Source organism: Candidatus Methylomirabilota bacterium (genome assembly GCA_036005065.1).
In the GTDB taxonomy this organism is placed as follows: domain Bacteria; phylum Methylomirabilota; class Methylomirabilia; order Rokubacteriales; family DASRDR01; genus DASYQW01.
Map to the genome: position 1 here is coordinate 1 of DASYQW010000064.1, position 20,278 is coordinate 20,278.

General features: G+C 72.1%; 19 protein-coding genes. 15 read left to right on the forward strand and 4 right to left on the reverse strand.

What is annotated here, in order from left to right; translation table 11 throughout:
* The 10 genes from malQ to lon form a co-directional block, all read left to right on the forward strand.
* On the forward strand, positions 1-1,778 hold a 1,778-nt coding region (gene malQ / locus VGW35_04785), incomplete at its 5' end, for a 4-alpha-glucanotransferase (protein ID HEV8306960.1).
* A gap of 179 nt (positions 1,779-1,957) precedes the next feature.
* Positions 1,958-2,248 (forward strand): RNA-binding protein, encoded by a 291-nt coding sequence (locus VGW35_04790; GenBank protein HEV8306961.1) that lies wholly within the window; start codon positions 1,958-1,960, stop codon positions 2,246-2,248.
* A 234-nt stretch (positions 2,249-2,482) separates the two neighbouring features.
* Positions 2,483-4,549, forward strand: a complete 2,067-nt coding sequence (locus VGW35_04795; GenBank protein HEV8306962.1) for a molybdopterin-dependent oxidoreductase — start codon at positions 2,483-2,485, stop codon at positions 4,547-4,549.
* Positions 4,546-5,664: a 5-methyltetrahydropteroyltriglutamate--homocysteine S-methyltransferase gene (locus VGW35_04800; GenBank protein HEV8306963.1), complete on the forward strand. Its 1,119-nt coding sequence runs from the start codon at positions 4,546-4,548 to the stop codon at positions 5,662-5,664. Before VGW35_04795 ends, VGW35_04800 begins: the two co-directional genes overlap by 4 nt.
* A 32-nt stretch (positions 5,665-5,696) precedes the next feature.
* The gene (locus tag VGW35_04805; protein ID HEV8306964.1) at positions 5,697-6,674 is read left to right on the forward strand and encodes an aldo/keto reductase; all 978 of its coding nucleotides are present in this window, start codon (positions 5,697-5,699) and stop codon (positions 6,672-6,674) included.
* A 117-nt stretch (positions 6,675-6,791) separates the two neighbouring features.
* The gene (locus tag VGW35_04810; GenBank protein ID HEV8306965.1) at positions 6,792-7,640 is read left to right on the forward strand and encodes an amidohydrolase family protein; all 849 of its coding nucleotides are present in this window, start codon (positions 6,792-6,794) and stop codon (positions 7,638-7,640) included.
* A gap of 34 nt (positions 7,641-7,674) precedes the next feature.
* Positions 7,675-8,832 (forward strand): pyruvate dehydrogenase (acetyl-transferring) E1 component subunit alpha, encoded by a 1,158-nt coding sequence (gene pdhA, locus VGW35_04815; protein HEV8306966.1) that lies wholly within the window; start codon positions 7,675-7,677, stop codon positions 8,830-8,832.
* A complete protein-coding gene (locus VGW35_04820; GenBank protein HEV8306967.1) occupies positions 8,820-9,800 on the forward strand; it encodes an alpha-ketoacid dehydrogenase subunit beta in 981 nt (326 codons plus the stop codon). Before pdhA ends, VGW35_04820 begins: the two co-directional genes overlap by 13 nt.
* A gap of 113 nt (positions 9,801-9,913) precedes the next feature.
* The gene (locus VGW35_04825) at positions 9,914-10,324 is read left to right on the forward strand and encodes an Hsp20/alpha crystallin family protein (GenBank protein HEV8306968.1); all 411 of its coding nucleotides are present in this window, start codon (positions 9,914-9,916) and stop codon (positions 10,322-10,324) included.
* A 112-nt stretch (positions 10,325-10,436) separates the two neighbouring features.
* Positions 10,437-12,893 (forward strand): endopeptidase La, encoded by a 2,457-nt coding sequence (gene lon, locus VGW35_04830; protein HEV8306969.1) that lies wholly within the window; start codon positions 10,437-10,439, stop codon positions 12,891-12,893.
* A 24-nt stretch (positions 12,894-12,917) separates the two neighbouring features.
* Here the strand turns inward: lon and VGW35_04835 are convergent, their stop codons facing one another.
* From VGW35_04835 to VGW35_04845, 3 genes are all read right to left on the reverse strand, one after another.
* Positions 12,918-13,187, reverse strand: a complete 270-nt coding sequence (locus tag VGW35_04835; protein ID HEV8306970.1) for an OsmC family protein — start codon at positions 13,185-13,187, stop codon at positions 12,918-12,920.
* On the reverse strand, positions 13,188-13,382 hold the full coding sequence (locus tag VGW35_04840) for a hypothetical protein (protein ID HEV8306971.1): 195 nt from the start codon (positions 13,380-13,382) through the stop codon (positions 13,188-13,190).
* Positions 13,383-13,501: 119 nt separating this feature from the next.
* Positions 13,502-15,112 (reverse strand): thiamine pyrophosphate-binding protein, encoded by a 1,611-nt coding sequence (locus VGW35_04845; protein ID HEV8306972.1) that lies wholly within the window; start codon positions 15,110-15,112, stop codon positions 13,502-13,504.
* Between the two features lie 288 nt (positions 15,113-15,400).
* On the opposite strand from VGW35_04845, the gene VGW35_04850 reads away from it, so the two are divergent.
* The 5 genes from VGW35_04850 (at position 15,401) to VGW35_04870 (ending at position 19,224) form a co-directional block, all read left to right on the forward strand.
* The gene (locus tag VGW35_04850; protein ID HEV8306973.1) at positions 15,401-16,447 is read left to right on the forward strand and encodes an ABC transporter substrate-binding protein; all 1,047 of its coding nucleotides are present in this window, start codon (positions 15,401-15,403) and stop codon (positions 16,445-16,447) included.
* A 12-nt stretch (positions 16,448-16,459) separates the two neighbouring features.
* The gene (locus tag VGW35_04855) at positions 16,460-17,248 is read left to right on the forward strand and encodes an ABC transporter ATP-binding protein (protein HEV8306974.1); all 789 of its coding nucleotides are present in this window, start codon (positions 16,460-16,462) and stop codon (positions 17,246-17,248) included.
* Complete coding sequence (locus VGW35_04860) at positions 17,245-17,583, forward strand: hypothetical protein (protein HEV8306975.1); 339 nt, start codon at positions 17,245-17,247, stop codon at positions 17,581-17,583. Before VGW35_04855 ends, VGW35_04860 begins: the two co-directional genes overlap by 4 nt.
* A 145-nt stretch (positions 17,584-17,728) precedes the next feature.
* A complete protein-coding gene (locus VGW35_04865) occupies positions 17,729-18,439 on the forward strand; it encodes an ABC transporter permease subunit (GenBank protein ID HEV8306976.1) in 711 nt (236 codons plus the stop codon).
* Positions 18,436-19,224, forward strand: coding sequence for an ABC transporter permease (locus VGW35_04870; GenBank protein HEV8306977.1), 789 nt, complete (start codon positions 18,436-18,438; stop codon positions 19,222-19,224). Before VGW35_04865 ends, VGW35_04870 begins: the two co-directional genes overlap by 4 nt.
* A 33-nt stretch (positions 19,225-19,257) precedes the next feature.
* On the opposite strand, the gene VGW35_04875 is transcribed toward VGW35_04870, so the two are convergent.
* Positions 19,258-20,145 (reverse strand): TauD/TfdA family dioxygenase, encoded by an 888-nt coding sequence (locus VGW35_04875; GenBank protein HEV8306978.1) that lies wholly within the window; start codon positions 20,143-20,145, stop codon positions 19,258-19,260.
* Positions 20,146-20,278: the final 133 nt, after the last annotated feature.

Consider the following 20,278-nt stretch of genomic DNA (forward strand, 5'->3'; position numbering starts at 1 on the left):
AGACGCGGGCCGCCATCCTCGCCGCCATGGGCGCCGAGGCGTCCCGGACCGCGCCTCCCACAGGGCGCCGCGTGCGCGTCGTCCGGGCGCGGCAGACCGCACGGGTCTCCGGCCCGGCTGAGCTCCACCTGGAGGAGGGTGGTGCGGTGCGCGTCGAGGGCGCGCTGCCGCCCGACCTGCCGTTCGGTTACCACGAGCTCCGCCCGCTCGACGGGGGCCCCGCCGTGCGGCTGATCGTGAGCCCGGACCGGTGCCACCTTCCGCCCCGGCTCCGGACGTGGGGCTGGGCCGTCCAGCTCTACGCGGCGCGCTCGGCCGGGAGCTGGGGCATCGGCGACCTCGCCGACCTCCGGCGTCTCGCCGAGTGGTCCGCTCGGGAGCTCGGGGCCGGGCTGCTGCTGGTGAACCCACTCCAGGCGTCGAACCCGGTCACGCCCCAGGAGGCGAGCCCCTATTACCCGTCGAGCCGCCGCTACCGGAACCCGCTCTATCTCCGGATCGAGGACGTGCCCGGTGCTGCCGAGGCGCGGCTCGGCCTCGCGCGGCTGGCCGCCGCGGGGCGCGCGCTCAACGAGGTGCGTCGCATCGATCGTGACGCGATATTCCGCCTCAAGATGGAGGCGCTCGATGGGCTCTGGTCCCGCTTCGGCGGCGACCCCGCCTTCGACCGCTACCGCGCCGCCGAGGGCGAGCCGCTCGCCGAGTTCGCGACGTTCTGCGCCCTCGCGGAACGCTGCGGCCCCAACTGGCGCCGGTGGCCCGCCGAGTACCGGCGGCCCGACGCGCCGGGTGTGCCCCGCTTCCGGGCCGAGCACGCCGAGCGCCTGGAATTCCACCGGTGGCTCCAGTGGCTCCTCGACGCTCAGCTCGCGCGCGCCTCGGGCGAGCTCGCGGTGATGCACGACCTCCCGATCGGCGTCGACCCGGGCGGCGCCGATGCCTGGGCCTGGCAGGACGTGCTCACGATCGACGTGACGGTCGGCGCCCCACCCGACCGATTCAACACCCAGGGTCAGGATTGGGCGCTGCCGCCGTTCGTGCCTCACCGCCTGGCGGCGGCCGGTTATGAGCCGTTCGTCCAGACCATTCGGGCGGCGTTGCGCCACGCGGGGGGCCTCCGGATCGACCACGTCATGGGCCTCTTCCGACTCTTCTGGATCCCCAAGGGTATGCGCCCGGCCGAGGGCGCCTTCGTCCGCTATCCCGCGGATGACCTCCTCGGCATCGTCGCCCTCGAGAGCCATCGGGCGGGGGCCATGATCGTGGGCGAAGACCTCGGGACCGTGGAGAAAGGCGTGCGGGAGCGCCTGGCCAGCCACGGCATCCTGTCCTATCGCGTGCTCTGGTTCGAGGAGAACCCGCCGTCGCGCTTTCCCGAGCTCGCATTGGGGGCGGTCACCACCCACGACCTCCCGACCGTGGCGGGGCTCTGGACCGGGGCCGACCTCCGGAATCAGCGCGACGTCGGCCTCCACCCCAACGAGGAGGGCACCCGGGGAGTCCGGGCGCGTCTGCGCGCGCTGACCGGACTCCCCGATGACGCCCCGACCGAGGAGGTGATCGAGCGGACGTATCGGCTGCTCGGCCAGGCGCCCTCCGCCATCCTCACGGCGACCCTGGAGGATGCCTGCGCTGTCGACGAGCGCCCCAACATGCCGGGGACCTTCACCGAATGGCCCAACTGGGCCCTGGCCCTCCCCATGGCGCTCGAGACCCTCGAGAGGCAGCTGCTCCCCCACGCCATCGCGGCCGCGCTCCGCCGGCCGACAGGCTCCTAGGTCGAAGACATCCCCGCTGCCGGGCTCCTGTGCTATACTCTCTCCGACCTGCCGGGTGACGCGCCGACGACGGCGCACCGAATCTGGCCTCGCCTCCGATGGGCTCTTCCGCGTGTCCGGGGCGTGAACCACTGCGGAAGAGTCGAGCCCCGGGCGACCGGGGCCCAAGGAGGCGCCACATGGCGTCCAAGCTGTACGTCGGCGGTCTGTCCTATTCCACCAACTCCGAGAGCCTGCGGGAGTACTTCGCCCAGTGCGGCACCGTCGAGTCCGCCACGGTGATCACGGACCGATTCTCGGGCGAGTCCCGCGGCTTCGGCTTCGTGGAGATGGCCACGCAGGCCGAGGCTCAGGCGGCCATCAGCAAGCTGCACGACCAGACCTTCGAGGGCCGGAAGCTGACGGTCAACGTGGCCAAGTCCCCGGGCACCGGTAGCTCGGCTGGCGCCAAGCGCAACGTGCGCTGGTAAGACCCGACGGACGTTGATCCGGAACGGCGCAGGGGATTCCCCCTGCGCCGTTCGCTTTTGTCGGCAGCCCGCGCCCGTGTACGGCCTCCGGCGCTTGACGCGGCCTCGGCGTCCCGCTAGCGTGTTCACGGAGTGCGAGCCCGCGAGATCCGGCGTCCGGTCCCCTGGCGAACGGCCTTTGGCGCGTCATGGGCGCCCGCGAGCGCCTGACCCCGGCCGGCTGAGGAGCCGTCGATGCGCGACGTGATCCGCACCATGTGCCCGATGAATTGCCACCCGACCCTGTGCGGGATGCTGGCGGAGGTGGAGAACGGGCGGCTCCGGGGCGTCGCCGGCGATCCGGACAATCCGGACAGCCGGGGCTTCCTCTGCGTCCGCGGGCAGGCCTCGCGGGAGATCATCGGGAATCCGCGGCGGCTCCTCTTTCCCCTGATCCGCGAGCGGCGGACCGACGACGCCTGGCGCCGGGCGAGCTGGGACGAGGCGCTCGGCCTCATCGTGAGCCGGATGCAGGCGGCGGGGCGGGAGGCCGTGGGGCTCTGGTCGGGACACGGGCTCTTCGCGAACAACTACGGGACGCGGGTCGGCTCGCATCTGCTCCGGCGCCTCGCGAACTTCTACGGCTGCCAGTGGTGGAACCCCACCATGATCTGCTGGGGGCTCGGCGCCTTCGGGATCGGCCTCACGGGGCCGCTCGAGACGAACACCAAGGAGGACATGGGGGCGAACGCCAACCTGGTCCTCCTCTGGGGAGCGAACCTGGCGAGCCAGCCGAACACCGGCCGCCACCTGGCCGCCGCCCGGCGGCGGGGCGCCCATGTCGTCACGATCGACGTCCGGACGACGGAGGCCGCCGGGCAATCAGACGAGGTCTTCCTCCTCAAGCCCGGCACCGACGCGGCGCTCGCCCTGGCGCTGATGAACGTGCTCATCACCGAGGGGCTATGTGACCGGGAATTCGTGGAAAAGCACACGGTCGGCTTCGAGGCGCTGGCGGCGCACGTCCGCGCGCACCCTCCGGGCTGGGCCGCCGCCGTCACGGGGATCCCCGAGGAGCGGATCGTGGGGCTGGCCCGCCGCTACGCGTCCACCCGTCCGGCGATGATCCTGCTGGGCGGCAGCTCCATGCACAAGGGGGCGAACGGCTGGCAGGGCGGGCGCGCCGTCGCCTGCCTCCCGGCCCTCACCGGGAACCTCGGGATCGCGGGTGGGGGATTCGGTCCCCGGCATGGGAGCGCCACCCACGGCCAGGCTCTCAACGACATCATGGCCGTGGAGCGCCGGCCACCGGGAGACTACGTCCCGGACCAGATGCCGCGGATCACCGAGGCGCTGCGGGAGGGCCACGTCCGGGTCCTCCTCCTGTTCGGGACCGACATGCTCTCGTCGTTCGCCGACGCCGAGCGGGTGGCCGAGGGGCTGGCCCGGACGGACCTCCTGGTGAGCCACGACCTCTTCCTCAACGACACCGCGCGCCGCTTCGCCGACGTGATCCTGCCCGCGACGGCCTGGCTCGAGGAGCTCGGCTGCAAGAGCACCAACACCCATCTCTACCTCATGCCGAAGATCCTCGACGCGCCCGGCGAGACGCGGCCGGGCCCCTGGATCATCCGGGAGCTCGGCCGGCGTCTCGGCCTGCCTGCCGACTTCTATCCCTGGGAGAGCGAGGCGGGGGTGCTCGACGCGATCCTGGATCATCCCGCCACCGGGCACGCGACGGTGGCGGCGCTCAGGGCCGAGGACGGCATCCGGCCGCTCCGGATCTCCCACGTGGCACACCCGGACCTCAGGTTCCCCACCCCGTCCGGCAAGATCGAGTTCGAGTCGGAGCGCGCGGCGGAGCTCGGGCTCCCGCCGCTTCCCGTCTACGAGGAGCTCCCGGCCTCCGACCGGTATCCCCTGAGCTTTCGGCAGGGGCGTACGCTGACCCAGTTCCACGGCTTCTATGACCACGGCCAGGCGCTGCCGACGCTGGCCCGCCTCGACCCGGAGCCCGTCCTCTGGATCGCGCCGGCGGATGCCGCCGCCCGCGGGCTCGAGGACGGGGCGCCGATCCGGATCTGGAACGACCGGGGCGAGTTCGCGGCGCGCGCCCGGGTGACCGACCGCGTCCCCCCGGGCACGGTGTGGATGCGAGACGGCTGGACGGGTCTGAACCGGCTCACCTCGGGCGCCCCCAGCCTGCCCGACGCCGCGGTGAACGCGTTCCACTTCTCCGGCGGCCAGGCCGCCTACGACGCGATGGTCGAGGTGGCCGCGGCGCCGCCGGGCGGGACGGCGACGAGCAGGTCGCCCCGGTGAGCGGGGAGCCGGCGGCTCCCACCGAGCCCCCGTTTCGCGCCGAGCACATCGGCAGCCTGCTCCGTCCTCCCGAGCTGTTGGCGGCGCGCCAGGCATTCGAGACGGGAGCGCTCGATGCCGGCGGCCTTCGCCGGGTCGAGGACCGCTGGATCCGGGACGCCGTCGCCCTCCAGGAACGGCTCGGGCTCCGCTCGATCACCGACGGCGAGTATCGGCGGGCGATCTACTTCGGGCACTTTCCGGCCGCCGTCAGCGGCTTCACCGAGATGGAGGCGACGCTGACCTTCGGCGACGACCGGGGTCGGACGCTCCGCTACCGGACGCCGGTGGTCACCGGCCGGCTCCGGCGCCTCCGGGGCATCGCGACCGAGGAGTTCCGGTTCGTGCGCGTGCTGACCACCCGGACGCCGAAGGTGACGTTGCCCAGCCCGTGCTCCCAGCACTACTTCCGATGGCGCGAGGGCGTGTCCGAGGCGGCCTATCCGGACCTCGACGAGTTCTTCGAGGACGTCGCCCGGGTCTACCGCGAGGAGCTGAGCGACCTGGCCGCCCTCGGCGCGACCTACGTCCAGCTCGACGACGTCTCGCTGCCGCTCCTGTGCGATGCGCGGTTACGCGAGGCTTTCCGCGAGCGCGGGTACGACCTCGACGTGATGCTCGGCAAGTACATCGGCGTGGTCAACGCGGCGGTGCGGGACCGGCCGGCGGGACTCACGGTGGGCATGCACCTCTGCCGGGGGAACAATCAGGGGAAGTGGCTGGGGGAGGGCGGCTACGAGGCCGTCGCCGAGCGGATCTTCGCCGGCCTGGCGGTCGACGCCTTCTTCCTGGAGTACGACTCCCCGCGCGCGGGGGGCTTCGCGCCGCTCGCCTCCGTGCCCCGCGACAAGCGCGTGGTGCTGGGGCTGGTGAGCACCAAGTCGCCGGACCTGGAGTCCGCCGACGGTCTGAGGCGGCGGATCGACGAGGCCGCCCGTCTGGTCCCGCTCCCTCGGCTCGGGCTGAGCCCGCAGTGCGGCTTCGCCAGCACCGCCCCCGGCAACCCGCTCACGCCGGCCGACCAGGAGCGGAAGCTCGCGCTCGTGGTCGAGGTCGCCGGGCAGGTCTGGGGATAGATGGATCCGAGGGCTCGCCGGCGCGTCCCGTCGTGCTCGAGCTGACGCGGCTGGGGTTCGGCGGGGCGCCGCTTGGAAACCTCTTCACGGCGGTCGCCGAGGACGACGCCCGGCGCGCGGTCGACGCCGCATATGCGGCCGGCATCCGGTACTTCGACACGGCGCCCCTCTACGGCCACGGCCTGAGTGAGCGGCGACTGGGCGAGGCTCTTCGCGGCCGCCCGCGAGCGAGCTTCGTCCTCTCGACCAAGGTCGGCCGGGTTCTCGAGCCGGGCCGCGCCGAGAGGAGCGCCTACGTCGACGTGCCCCCGTGCGCGCCGCGCTTCGACTACAGCTACGACGGGGCCCTGCGCTCGGTCGAGGCGAGCCTCCGTCGCCTGGGCCTCGACCGCGCCGACATCCTCCTGATCCACGACATCGACGCCTTCACCCACGGCCCGGACGGCCGCGAGGCGCGCTTCCGGGAGGCCATGGCCGGCGCCTACCGGGCGCTCGCCGAGCTGCGGGGGGCCGGTACCGTGCGGGCGATCGGGGTCGGCGTGAACGAGTGGGAGATCTGCCAGCGCTGCCTCGAGGCGGCCGACTTCGACTGCTTCCTGCTGGCCGGGCGCTACTCGCTCCTCGAGCAGGCGCCGCTGGACAGCTTCCTCCCGCTCTGCGTGCGCCGAGGCATCGGGGTGGTCATCGGCGGCCCGTTCAACTCGGGGATCCTGGCCACCGGCGCCGTGCCCGGCGCGCGCTACGACTACAAGCCAGCGCCGCCCGCGATCCTCGAGCGAGCCCGCCGGCTCGAGCGGGTGTGTGCGAGCCACGACGTGCCGCTGGCGGCGGCCGCCCTCCAGTTCCCGCTCTTCCACCCGGCGGTGGCCTCGGTGATCCCGGGTGCCCGCTCGGCGGCCGAGGTCGAGCAGAACGTGGCGCTCCTCGACCATCCCATCCCGCCCGCCTTGTGGCGAGACCTCAAGGCGGAGGGCCTCGTGCGCCCCGACGCCCCGACGCCGGGCGAGTAGCGATCGCCGCGGTTACCGGCTGTCGCCGCCGGCTCCGGCGCCGGCGAGATTGACCGCCTCGGCGCGAATGTCGCTGCCATGACGCCAATCGAGAGCCAAAGCCTTCGAAGCGGCCCCGTGGCGACGCGCCGGATCGACGCGCACCAGCACTTCTGGCGTCTCGACCGCGGGGACTACGGCTGGATCACGCCCGACCGGCCCGCGATCTACCGGGACTTCGGGCCCGGGGACCTCGCCCCGCTGCTGGCCGGCGCCGGCGTCACCGAGACCATCCTCGTCCAGGCGGCGCCGACCGTCGCCGAGACCCGGTTCCTCCTCCACACCGCCCGCGCGACCACCTTCGTCGCCGGCGTCGTCGGCTGGGTGGACATGGCGGCCGCCGACGCCCCGGCGGTGATCGCGGCGCTCGCCGGGGACGAGTACCTCCGCGGCATCCGGCCGATGATCCACGACATCGCCGACCCCGGCTGGATGCTCGGCCGCGCGCTCGAGCCCGCCTTCCGCGCCCTGGTCGAGCTGGACCTCGCCTTCGACGCGCTGGTCAAGCCGCCCCACCTCCCGAACCTCCGCGTGCTGCTCGCCCGCCATCCCGACCTCCGGGTGGTGATCGACCACGGGGCCAAGCCCGACATCGCCCGCTGGGGCGGCGCCCGGGAGGCGCGGGCCGCCTGGGCCGGGGCGATGGCGGAGCTGGCGCGGGAGAGCGGCGTGGCCTGCAAGCTCTCGGGCCTCGTGACCGAGGCGGGGCCGGGGTGGCGCGCGGACGACCTCCGACCGTACGTCGACCACCTCCTCGAGTGCTTCGGCCCGGACCGGCTCCTGTGGGGAAGCGACTGGCCGGTGGTGAACCTGGCCGGCGGCTACGCGGCCTGGTGGGAGGCAGCGGGCGCCTGCCTGGCGGCGCTCGGCCCCGGCGAGCGGGCGAAGATCTTCGGCGAGACCGCCGCGCGCGTTTACCGCGTGTGACGGGATGAGTAGAATAGGACCACGCGGAGGGGTCATGCCCAGAACGCCAGTCGAGCCCCGCTTCGGTCTCGAGTACCTGTCCATCCTGGACGCCGACGGCACCCTCGACGCCGCGCTCGAGCCCGACCTCCCGCCCGACACCCTGCTGAAGCTCTACCGCGCGATGCTGCTCGGCCGCCGCCTGGACGAGCGGATGGTGCGGCTCCAGCGACAGGGGCGGATCGGGACCTTCCCGCCGATCAAGGGGCAAGAGGCCGCGCAGATCGGGAGCGTGGCCGTGCTGCGCCCGACGGACTGGATGGTGCCGTCGTTCCGCGAGACCGCGGCCATGCTGTGGCGGGGCTGGCCCATCGAGCAGCTGCTGCTCCTGTTCGCGGGGCGCCTCGAAGGCGGCCGGCCGGGGCCCCACCAGCAGGACCTCCCGATCACGATCCCCGTCGCCACCCAGCTCCCGCACGCCGTCGGCCTGGCCTACGCGGCGCAGTACCGCGAGGAGGACGTCGTGGTCATGGCGTACTTCGGTGACGGGGCCACGTCCGAGGGCGACTTTCACGAAGCGCTCAACTTCGCCGGCGTCTGGCACGTGCCGGTCGTCTTCATGTGCCAGAACAACCAGTGGGCCATCTCGGTGCCGCTCAAGAAGCAGACCCATTCGCGCACGCTGGCCCAGAAGGCGCTCGCCTACGGCTTTCCGGGCCTCCAGGTGGACGGCAACGACGTGCTGGCCGTGTACGCGGCCAGTCGCGAGGCGGTGGAGCGCGCGCGGGCCGGCGACGGACCGACCCTCATCGAGTGCGTGACCTACCGCCTGGGCGTCCACACCACGGCCGACGACCCGAGCCGGTATCGCTCGGAGGGAGAGGTGAAGGAGTGGGAGCGCAAGGATCCGCTCACCCGCTTCCGCGTCCACCTCCAGCGGAAGCACCTGCTGGAGGACGGGCTCGAGCAGCAGGTCGACGCGGAGATCGCCCGGGCCGTCGAGCGCTTCGAGGCCGCACCGCCCGCCGACCCGCTGACGATGTTCGATCACGTCTACGGCGAGCGCCCCCCGCATCTCGAGGCGCAGCGGGCGGAGCTGGCGAGGCGGCTCGAGGAGGCCGAGGGCCGGGCCGCGGCGGCTCCACCGGGCGAAGCCGAGCCCTCGCCACCGCCGATGCGCGGCCAGCGGAACACGAGCCGATGGGCCGGCTGAACATGGTGCAGGCGCTCAACCTCGCCCTGCTCCAGGAGATGGAGCGCGACGGCGACGTGCTCATCCTGGGGGAGGACGTCGGCGTGGACGGCGGCGTGTTCCGCGTCACCGAGGGCCTCCACACCAAGTTCGGCGGCAAGCGCGTGATCGACAGCCCGCTCGCGGAATCGGCCATCGTCGGCACCGCGGTCGGCATGGCGCTCTACGGGCTGAAGCCGGTGTGCGAGATCCAGTTCTCGGGCTTCGCCTTCCAGGGCTTTCACCAGATCGAGAACCACGTCGCCCGCTACCGCATGCGCTCGCAGGGACGCTTCCACTGCCAGCTCGTCGTGCGCATGCCTTACGGCGGCGGCGTCCGGGCCCTCGAGCACCACTCGGAGAGCGAGGAGCAGTTCTACGCGCACATCCCGGGGCTGAAGATGGTCATCCCCTCGGGCCCGCGCAGCGCCCGTGCTCTGCTCGTGAGCGCCATTCGGGACCCGGATCCGGTTATCTTCTTCGAGCCGAAAGCGCTGTACCACGCGGCGAAGGAGGACGTGCCGGATGAGATCGAGACGCTGCCGATCGGCCCCGCCCGGGTGGCGCGCGAGGGTCGCGACGTGACGCTGGTGGCCTACGGCGCCATGCTGGCCGTGGCGGGCGAGGTGGCGCGGGTGCTCCACGACGAGGATGGCGTCGAGGCGGAGGTCGTCGACCTCCTCACGCTGGCGCCGCTCGATCGGGAGACGCTCGCCGCGTCGGTCCGCAAGACCGGGCGCGCCGTCGTCGTCCACGAGGCGCCCCGAAGCTTCGGGGCCGGCGCCGAGATCGCCACCAGCATCATGGAGGGCGCCTTCCTCTCGCTCCAGGCGCCGATCCGGCGCGTCACGGCCTACGACGTGCCGTTCGTCGGGTCCGCCCGGGAGCGGGCGAACCTGCCCGATGCGGCCCGCGTGCTCGACGCCGCGCGCGAGACGCTGGCGTTCTGAGGCCCTCGAGCAGCGGGCCGGGCGGGGATTTGCATCGGGAGCCGAACCGCGGCACGATGACGTTACGTTGACCGCTCCGGACGCGACGCCGTGCGTCCCCCGAGGAGCCGAGGATGCGCTACCGACGTCTGGGTTCCCGCTACACGATGATCGTGGCTGCCGGACCGCTGGCCTCGATCAGCGAGTTCTGGCACCTCCCGCGCCTGACCCCGAGGCTGGCGGAGCCGCGGTGGCGGCCCGAAACCGATGTCGTCGAGACGGCGGAGGCCATCACGGTGACGGCGGCGGTGGCGGGGATCGATCCGGACACCACCGACGTCCTGCTGTTCGAGGACGCCCTGGTCATCGAGGGTCGGCGATTTCTCCGGTGCGACGAGGACGGCGTGTATCGGGTGGCGCAGATCCGGCAGGGTCCGTTCCGCGTCGAGGTGTCGCTGCCGGTCGCCATCGATCCAGAGGGCGTCGACGTGCGCTACGAGCAGGGGCTTCTGACGATCCGGCTGCCGAAGCTCGGCGGGAGGTGAGGGAATGGCAGTGGATGCTCAGCCGGCCCAGTCGGCTCAGCCGACCCAGACGGCCCAGCCGGACGCGGTCCGGATCCCCGATGTCCTCCCGGTCCTGCCGCTGCGCGGCACGATGGTCTTCCCGCTGGCCGTCGTCCCTCTCGCCGTCGGCCAGCCTCGCTCGGTGCGGCTCATCGACGACGTGATGCGCCGCGACCGTCTGCTCGGGCTGGTGGCGCAGCGCGACCAGTCGATCGAGCAGGCCGGGCCCGACGACCTCTACCGGGTCGGCACGGCGGCGGTGATCCACCAGCTCGCGCGTCTGCCGGACGGCAGCCTGCGGGTGGTCGTCCAGGGGGTCGAGCGCGTGCGCCTCCTGGAGTTCGCCAGCACGGACCCCTACCTCGTCGCGCGCGCCGAGCCGGCGCCGGACCGGATGGTCCCCAGCACCCAGCTCGACGCCCTCCGCCGCGCGGCCGTGGATCTCTTCCGCCAGCTGGTCGGCCTGGCCGGGGATCTGCCCGACGAGCTGGCCGTTGCGGCGGAGAACCTCACCGATCCCCGCCAGGTCGCCTATCTCATCGGGACCGTCGCGCCCTTCGAGATCCCCCTGCGCCAGGAGGTCCTCGAGCTGGACCCCGTGGACGCCAAGCTGCGCCGGCTGGTGGATCTGCTCCAGCGCGAGCTGGCGGTGCGCGAGCTGGGGCGCAAGATCACCACCGAAACCCAGGAGCGGCTGTCGAAGACTCAGCGGGAGTTCTACCTGCGCGAGCAGCTGCGCTCCATCCAGAAGGAGCTCGGCGAAAACGAGGAGGGCGGCGGGGAGACGGCGGAGCTGCGCCGCCGGGTCGAGGCGGCCGGTCTCCCCGAGGAGGCGCGGCGCGAGGCGGAGCGCGAGCTGGCCCGCCTCGCCAGCATCCCGTCCGCCTCGCCCGAGCACGGGATCGTCCACACCTACCTCGAATGGCTGGCGAGCCTGCCCTGGAACGCGCTGAGCGGCGGGACGATCGACCTGGAGCGGACGCGCCAGGTGCTCGACGAAGACCACTACGATCTCGACAAGATCAAGGAGCGCATCGTGGAGTACCTCGCGGTGAAGAAGCTCCGCGAGGAGCGAGCCGCGCAAGCCGGGGAGGCGAACCGGCCCGGGGCCGGGGGACCGCCGGCCGCGCCGCCGCCGGTGGCCGCGGCCCCCCAGGTGACCGGCGACGGGCCGGCGCGGGAGCCGATCCTCTGTTTCGTCGGCCCACCGGGCGTCGGCAAGACGAGCCTGGGTCAATCGATCGCCCGCGCGCTGGGGCGGAAGTTCGTCCGGATGTCCCTCGGCGGCCTCCACGACGAAGCCGAGGTGCGCGGCCACCGGCGGACCTACATCGGGGCCCTCCCGGGCCGGATCATCCAGGGCATCCGGCGCGCCGAGACGCGGGACCCGGTCTTCATGCTGGACGAGATCGACAAGGTGGGCCACGACTGGCGGGGCGACCCGTCCTCGGCCTTGCTCGAGGTGCTCGATCCCGCGCAGAACAACACTTTCGTGGATACCTACCTCGGGGTGCCGTTCGATCTCTCGCAAGTGCTCTTCATCACGACGGCCAACACGCTCGACACCATCCCGGCCCCGCTGCGCGACCGGATGGAGATCCTCCAGCTCGCCGGCTACACCGAGGAGGAGAAGATCCGGATCGCCCAGGAGTACCTCGTCCCCAAGCAGCGCGCGGCCCACGGCCTCTTGCCCGAGGAGCTCGTCTTCGAGCCCGACGCCCTCCGGCGGATCATCCGTGGCTACACGCGCGAGGCGGGAGTCCGGAGCCTCGACCGCGAGATCGCCGCCGTCGCCCGCAAGGTGGCCATGCGGCTGGTCTCGCGGCAGGGCGGGCGGACGCTGGTCACCCCGGACGCCGTCGAGGACTTCCTCGGGCGCCCGCGCTTCTTCGACGAGGCCCCGGAGCGGACCGACCGGGCAGGTGTGGCGACGGGCCTCGCCTGGACGCCGACCGGCGGCGACGTCCTGTTCGTCGAGGCGACCATGATGCCGAGCCGCGAGGAGCAGCTGGTCCTGACCGGCATGCTCGGCGACGTCATGCGGGAAAGCGCGCAGGCGGCGCTGTCGTACGTCCGCTCCGACGCCGAGCGGCTCGGGATCGACCCCCGGCTCTTCGAGGGCAAGACGGTCCACGTCCACGTGCCGGCCGGGGCGATTCCGAAGGACGGGCCCTCGGCGGGCGTCACCATCATGACCGCGCTCGCCTCGCTGGCCGCGGGGCGTCCGGTGCGGAGCGACCTGGCGATGACCGGCGAGATCACCCTGCGCGGGAAGGTGCTCCCGGTCGGGGGGATCAAGGAGAAGGTGCTGGCCGCCCATCGGAGCGGAATCAAGCGGGTGATGCTCCCCCAGCGGAACGCGCGGGACCTGGAGGACATCGCCCCCGAGCTGCGGCGCGAGCTCGAGTTCGTCTTCGTCGACACTGCCGACGAGGTGCTGGCCCACGCGCTGTCCCCGGACGGGCGCGAGGCCGGCCGCGAGCGCCCGGCCTCGCGGGCAGCCGAGGGCGAGCGGGCGTCGCTCAGTCCCCGGCCGCCTCCGCCCTGACGATCGGCGCGGGCGTCGGTGGTCCTACTCCTCCACGACCTCGCCGTCCCACTCGATGGCGATGCCCCGGCGGACGGACTGGGAGGCCGGGCAGCCCTGCTCGTGGATCTGAATGGCCCGCAAGGCCTCGTCTCGCTTGCCCGGCGGGACCTTCACCGAATAATGGACCTTGATCCGGGTGATCAGCGGCTTGCCATCGACGTTCTCGATGAAGCCTTCCACCTCCGAGGACAGGCGATCGGGCTGCGTCGGGATCTTGCGCGCCGCTAGCGCCCCGGCTAGCGTCCCCGTCATTCACCCCGCGACGGCGGCGACGATGTGGTCGAGGGTCGTGGGCAACTCCTCCTCGGGCTCCACCCCGTAGAACTTCTTGATGCCGCCGTGGACGCCGTAGCGGACCGGGTCGGGAAACTTCTCGATGTAGGCGCGGCGGACCGGGCCCTTGTCCTTGACGATCCGGACCTTGGAGACATGAATGAGGTCGCCCATGGGTCTTCCTCCTGTTCGGTGACGCTCTGATCCGGTGCCGACAGGCCAGGCAGACTGGCCTCCGCATTTTGGATGCGGACCCACCTCCGGCGGATTCGACGCGGTCGCCCCCGAGATGCTCAGTGCCCGGACGCCCCCGCCCTGACGGCGGGCGCGGGCAGGCCTTCGATCAGGATGTTGAGGCAGGCGGGACGCCCCGAGCCGAGCGCGCGCTCGAGCGCCGGCTCGAGGTCCTGGGGGTGCTCGACGAATTCCCCGTGACCCCCCAGCGCGTCCACCAGCCGGTCGTAGCGCGAGGGGAGCAGGGTGCAACCGACCGCGCGCTCGGGCCCGTACTGCCGGAGCTGGAGCTGGTGCTCGGCATTCCAGCGGGCGTCGTTTCCGACGATGGCGACGATGGGCAGCGCGTAGCGCAGGGCGGTGTCGAACTCGAGCGCGTGATAGCCGAAGGTCCCGTCCCCGAGCGTGACGAGCACGGGCCGGTCGGGGCAGGCGAGCCGGGCGCCGAGCGCCAGCGACAGCCCGCTCCCGATGGAGCCGGAGAGCCCGTTGATGAGGCGGTGAGGGGCGTCGAGTGCCGCCTGGGCCCACTGGCCGAACTCGCCTCCGTCGCTCACGAACACGGCGCCGGCGGCCAGCTTCGGCTGAAGCGCCGCGCAGACGCGGAGGGGGTGGATCGGCTGGCGGGAGGAGCGCCCCAGCTCGGCCCACTCGGCCGGCTCTGCCCGGCGCGCCGCCTCCACCTCCCGCGCCCACGAGCTCGCCGGCCACGCGCGCTCTCGCGCCGCGGCCGTGAGCTGCCGCACGAAAGCCGACGGATCCGCGAGGACGCCCAGGGCGATGCGAAAGGGCGGGCGCCCTGCCTCGGAGTCCACCTGGACGAATCGGCAGCCCGTCGCGAGCGGCGGCGCCTCGCCGAACCGGAGCGAGTAGTCGAGCCGCTTCCCGAGCAGGAGGACGACGTCGGCCTCGCCGAGGCAGGTCCCCGCCGCGCGGAGCGCCGGGTCGTTGACGCCCCGTGGGCTCTCCATGAGGAGCGCCGGGATGCCGGTGACCTCCGTGAGACGGTCGACGTCGGCCCGGCGCTGCGGTCGCCCCATGGCGGGTCCGAGGAGGACCAGCGGGCGCGTGGCCGCGGCCAGGAGATCGAGCGCCGCCCGGATGGCCGCGTCGGCGACGGGCGTCTCGGCCGATCGCGCGACGCCAGCATCCCGGGGGGTCGCCTCGACGCGGGCCTCCAGCACGTCCCCGGGAAGGCTCAGGTGGACCGGGCCGGGCCGTCCGGCGCGGGCCAGGGCCAGGGCGGCCCTCACCTCGTCGCCGAGACGCGCCGGATCGTCGACCCGCCAGGCCGCCTTCGTGACGGCGCGGGCGGTGCCCACCTGGTCGACCTCCTGGAAGGCGCCCCGGCCGAGCTCTCCGCGCGGGGCGTGGCCGCTCAAGAGCACGACCGGCGACTCCGCCATGCGCGCGGTGTAGAGCGCCGACAGCGCGTTGAGGTGCCCCGGACCGGCGGTGACGAGCGCCACCCCGGGGTCCTCCGTCAGCCGCCCCCAGCCGTCGGCCATGTGGACCGCCGCCGCCTCGTGGCGGGTGTGGATGAGCCCGATGTCGCGTCCCACGGTCGCGTCATAGACGGGCAAGATCTGGTTGCCGGAAAGGGTGAAGAGATGCCGCACGCCGGCCGTGACCAGCGCCTCGACCAGGAGCTCGGCGCCCGTGGGCGGCATCAGGGGTCGCAGGCGATCGTCAGGCCTTCCCTTAGATCATCGGGCCGGATCGGAAGCTGCCGGACGCGCGTGCCGGTGAGAGAGATCATGGGCACCTCCTGAACGCGGGCCCGTTGAGGATGGCCAGGTTGGTACGGGGCGAGTATACCCGAATCGGCGATTCCCTTGCGCCTGGTCGCGCCGCGGGTCAGGCGTGATCTGGTGCGGCCGAGCCGTGGGGGATTATCATCTCTCCTGTGTCGCCGGAGAGGCCGTCGCCCCACGCCCGCTGAGCCAGGAGGGCCCGCCATGAAGAGATTCCTCCGAGTGATCGCCGCCGTCACCCTGGGCCTGGCCTGCGCGGTCCCGGCCGTGGCCCAGACCGCCATCGACATCAAGATCGGCGCCGGCCCGGCCAGCGACCACGCCCCCGGCTTCGTGGGGATCGAGCGCGGCATCTTCGCCAGGCACGGCCTGAACGCGAAGATCATCATGTACCCGACGGGCGTGGAGATGATCAACGGGCTCATGGCCGGCGCCCAGGACGTGAACCTCATGGGCTCGATTCCCTTCCTGGCGGCCATCTCGAACGGGGTGCCGCTCGTCCTGATCGCGCACCTCCACGGCGACCCGCTCCGGCCCGACTACTCGACCGGCCACTCGATCGTGGCCGGACCCGGGACCGGCATCCAGAAGGGCGAGATCAAGGCCCTCAAGGGGAAGCGCATCGGCCTGCCGCGAGGCACCGGCGCCGAGGGCTACCTGCTGGGGCACCTCCGGAGCAACGGCATGCGCGCCGACGACGTGAAGCTCGTCAACGTGAAGCCGGCGGACATCCCCACCGCGCTGGCCCGACGCGACGTCGACGCCATCGCCATCTGGGAGCCGTGGCCGAGCACGGCGGTCGTCAACGTGCCGGGGTCGTTGCGCGTCGTCGACGGCGGCTGCCCGACCTGCTACATCCCGGCGGCCATCCTGACGAACCGGGACACCGCGGCGAAGAAGCCGGAAGCCCTCCGCCGCTTCATGGTCGCCTTCGCCGAGTCTCAGCAGTGGGTCCGGCAGAACTTCGACGCGGCTGCCGAGATCGTGACGCGCTGGATCCCCGGCATCGACCTGGCCGTCATGAAGGAGGCGATCCGCCAGGCGGGCTACGACCACCGGATCTCCCGGTACACGGTCGAGGGTTACGTCAAGACGACCATCCCCACCCTGCTGGCCGGGGGCCAGCTGAAGAATGCCTTCGATCCCTCGCCGTTCATCGATCCGCAGTTCTATCTCTACGCGGAGAAGAGCTCTCCGCAGTTCTACGCGGACCTGCCGCCGATCCCGCCCGCGATCCGCGTCCAGCCCTGAGGCGGGACGTCGGTGGCGGCGCCGAAGGTCGTGATGCGGGGGCTCTCCGTCGACTACGTCAACGAGGAGCGCGGCGAGCGCCACCGGGCGATCGAGTCCCTGACCCTCGACCTCTACGCGAACGAGTTCCTGTGCGTGGTCGGGCCCAGCGGGTGCGGGAAATCGACGCTGATCGCGGCCATCGCCGGCTTCCTGGAGCCGGCCGGCGGCGAGCTCCTGATGGACGGGCGGCGGATCGCGGGGCCGGGCGCCGACCGGGGCGTCGTGTTCCAGGAGTACGCGCTCTTGCCCTGGAAGAAGGTGATCGACAACGTGGCCCTCGGCCTCAAGCTCCGCGGCCTTCCCCGGGCCCGGCGGCACGAGATCGCCCGGGGATTCCTCCGGCTCACCAACCTGACCGATGCCGCCGAGAAGTACCCCCACGAGCTGTCGGGTGGCATGAAGCAGCGGGTCGCCGTCGCCCGCACGCTCGCCAACCAGCCGGAGATCATGCTGATGGACGAGCCGTTCGCGGCGGTCGACGCGCAGACCCGGATGACGCTGCAGGAGGAGCTGGTCCGGATCTGGGAGCGCTCGCAGGTCACCGTGCTCTTCGTGACCCACAGCGTGGAAGAGGCGGTGTTCCTGGCCGACCGGGTGGCGGTGCTGACCTCCGGACCGGGACGCCTCAAGGCCGTGATCCCGGTCAACATCCCGCGCGGCGAGCGGACCTGGGCGAAGCTCCCGAACGACCCGGAGTACGTCGCCCTCCGCGACCGGGTCCTCGAGCTCGTCCGGGCGGACCTCGGGGAGACCGTGTGACCATCGCGCGCGTGCGAGCGGTCATCCGGCAGCGCCCGGTGTGGGTGACCGCGTGGCTGCTCCTCGCGCTCCTCACGTTCCAGGCCTGGTCGGCCTGGGCCGGGGCCGCCAAGCTGCGGGCGGCGGGACTGGCCACGGTCGATCGGCCGGTCCACGTCGAGCTGATCCTCGGCATCGCCCCCGAGCCGTTCCACGTGGCGATCTTCCAGGAGGCCGGGCGCCTGATCGCGGTCCAAGGCCGGAGCGTGTTCCTCATGGACGTGCCTCCCGAGGCGCTCCACGACCTCGCCGCGCGCTACTGGGTCCGGGCGGTGCGGCCGTGGGCGGGACGCTGAGATAGCGGCCTCCGGCGCGCCTCCGCCGCCCGGCGCCTCGATCGCGCTCCCGCCGGGCCGCCCGGCCGGGTGGCGCGTCGGGGCGGGGCGCCTCCTCCGGAGCACACTGGGCCTGCTTCTCGTCCTCGGGCTCTGGCAGCTCTCGGTGCCGCTGGTGGGGCTCTCCGAGTTCTTCTATCCTTCGCCCCAGCGGGTTGCGCGCGCCTTCGGTGAGCTGATCCAGAAGGGGATCCTGCCGGTCTACGTCCGCGACAGCCTCGTCCGCTACGCGGCGAGCATCGCCATCGGCGTCGTCATCGGCGTGGTCCTGGGCGTGGCGGTCGGTCTCAACCGGCTCCTCGCCCGCCTCCTCGGTCCGTTCGTCAACTTTCTCTACGCCATCGTGGAAGGCGCCTGGATCCCGCTCTTCGTCGTCTGGTGGGGGTACGGGGTCGAGGTGATCGTGGTGCTACTCGTCTACATCGTCTTCTTCCCGATGTTCTTCAACACCATGGTCGCCGTCCGGACCGTGCCCCAGGCCTACGTGAACGCGGTGCGGGCCCTGGGGGCCTCTCGCTGGCAGGTGGTGGCGGAGGTGATCGTGCCGGCGGCGCTCCCCGGCATCATCACGGGCTTCCGGGTGGGGGCCGGCTTCGCCTTCCGCGGGCTCATCTTCGCCGAGATGCTGGCGGCCAAGACGGGCGTCGGCTACCTGATCTACGAAGGGGTGTCGAACCAGCACACGGCCCGCACCATCGTGGGGATGGTCTGCATGGGCGTCATGTGGCTCTTCATCGATCGAGTGTACCTGAAGCCCTTCGAGCAGGTGACGATCGAGCGCTGGGGTCTGCTGGTGACGCCGGAAGGGCAGGGATGAGAGCGGCGGCCAGGTTTCCGGGCCTGGCGACGAGCCGGGCGATCGGGCTCGCTCCGTTCGTCGTGGTGATCGCCGCCTGGCTCGTGGTGCCGATGACGCTCACGTACCCGCGCTACGTGCTCCCCCCGGTGGCCGACCTCGGTGGCCGGCTGATTCAGTCGCTCGGGGACGGGAGCCTGCTCCGGCACACCGCCCACAGCCTTCTCCGGCTTCTCGCCGGATTCCTGGTGGGGAACGCCCTGGCGATCCCGCTCGGCATCGCGATCGCGCTGAACCGTCGGGTCGCGGACCTCCTGCGGCCGGTCCTCACCTTCCTGCAGTCGATCGCCGGCATCGCCTGGATCCCGCTGGCCATCGTCTGGTTCGGGATCGGGGACGGGGCGGTCGTGTTCGTCATCGCCAACATCATCTTCTTCAGCGTGATCTACAACACCGTGATCGGCGTCCAGACCATCCCGCGGCTGCTCCGGCGCGCGGTCCAGAGTCACGGGGGCCAGGGCTTTCAGATCTTCACGGAGCTGATCCTGCCGGGGGCGCTGGTCCAGATCATCCTGGGGCTTCGGACCTCGGTCGCCCTCGGATGGCGGGCGCTGGTGGCGGCCGAGATGCTGGCCGGCGCCAGCGGGCTCGGCTACATGACGATCGAAGCCGTCCAGTGGTACAAGACGGACGTGGTGCTCCTCGGCATGATCCTGATCGGGCTCCTGTGGCTCGCCCTGGACCGCCTCCTCTTCGTGCCGCTGGAGCGGGCCACGGTACTGCGGTGGGGCATCGTCCAGCGTTGAGCGGCGCCCGAGCCGCTCCGAGGGCTCAGCGGCTCAGACGCCGCGCCCGGGGAGCGGAGAGAGCTCGACGTCGAGCGTCGTCACGCGACGCAGCTCGCGGCGATACATCGCATCGTCGAACGGCCGCCCGCGATGCATCGTGGCGCGGTTGTCCCAGATCACCAGGTCGCCGACGCGCCAGGAATGGCGGTAGACGAACTCCGGCTGGGTCGCGTGCTCCATCAGGTCGCGCAGGAGGAGCCGCCCCTCGGGCACCGGCCAGTCGATGATCCTCGACGCGTGCGACGCGAGGTAGAGGGATCGGCGAGACGAGCGCGGGATCGTTCGCACGAGCGGGTGGACCGCGCCTCTGAGCGCCTCTTGCTCGTCGGGGGAGAACTCGAAGCCGAGCATCTGGCGCGAGTGTGCGATCGAGTGGTGGACGCGGAGACCCTCGAGGTGCGCCTTCATGTCGGCGGGAAGCGCGTCGTAGGCGGCGCGCATGTCCGCGAATTCCGTATCGGCCCCGGTGGGCGGGACGACCTTGGCCGAGAGCATGGAGTAGCGTCCCGGCGGATCTTGAAACGACGCGTCGGTGTGCCACAGGCGATTCCCCAGCCCGTACATCCGGCGGCGATTGTCGGACTTCATGATCTCGCCGCTCTCGTCGAGGTTGGAGATGTCGGCCAGCGCCTCGTTCCCGAGGCGGCTCTTCTGCAGGACGCTGCTGCCGGTCTTGGAGTGGAGCTGACCGTCGAGGCGCTGCGCGAACGCGAGGTGTTCGTCGTCCGTGAACGGCTGATCCCGGAAGACGAGCACGGCGTGTTCGTCCATCCCGGCCCGAATCTCGGTGAGGGTCCCGGGATCGTGAACCCGGCGGAGATCGATCGGGCTCACCTCGGCGACGAAGTGCGGGTGGAGCCGTCGGAACATCAGGGCCATGCGCGTCTCCTCGGTTACTTGATGATCCTACACTCGATCAGGTGTCAGCCGGCTCCAGCCAGTTGTCCTCCATCCGGAGCGGCCACCGGTGAGCGTCGGGCGGCCAAACCACCCGGGCCCAGGCGGCCAGGAG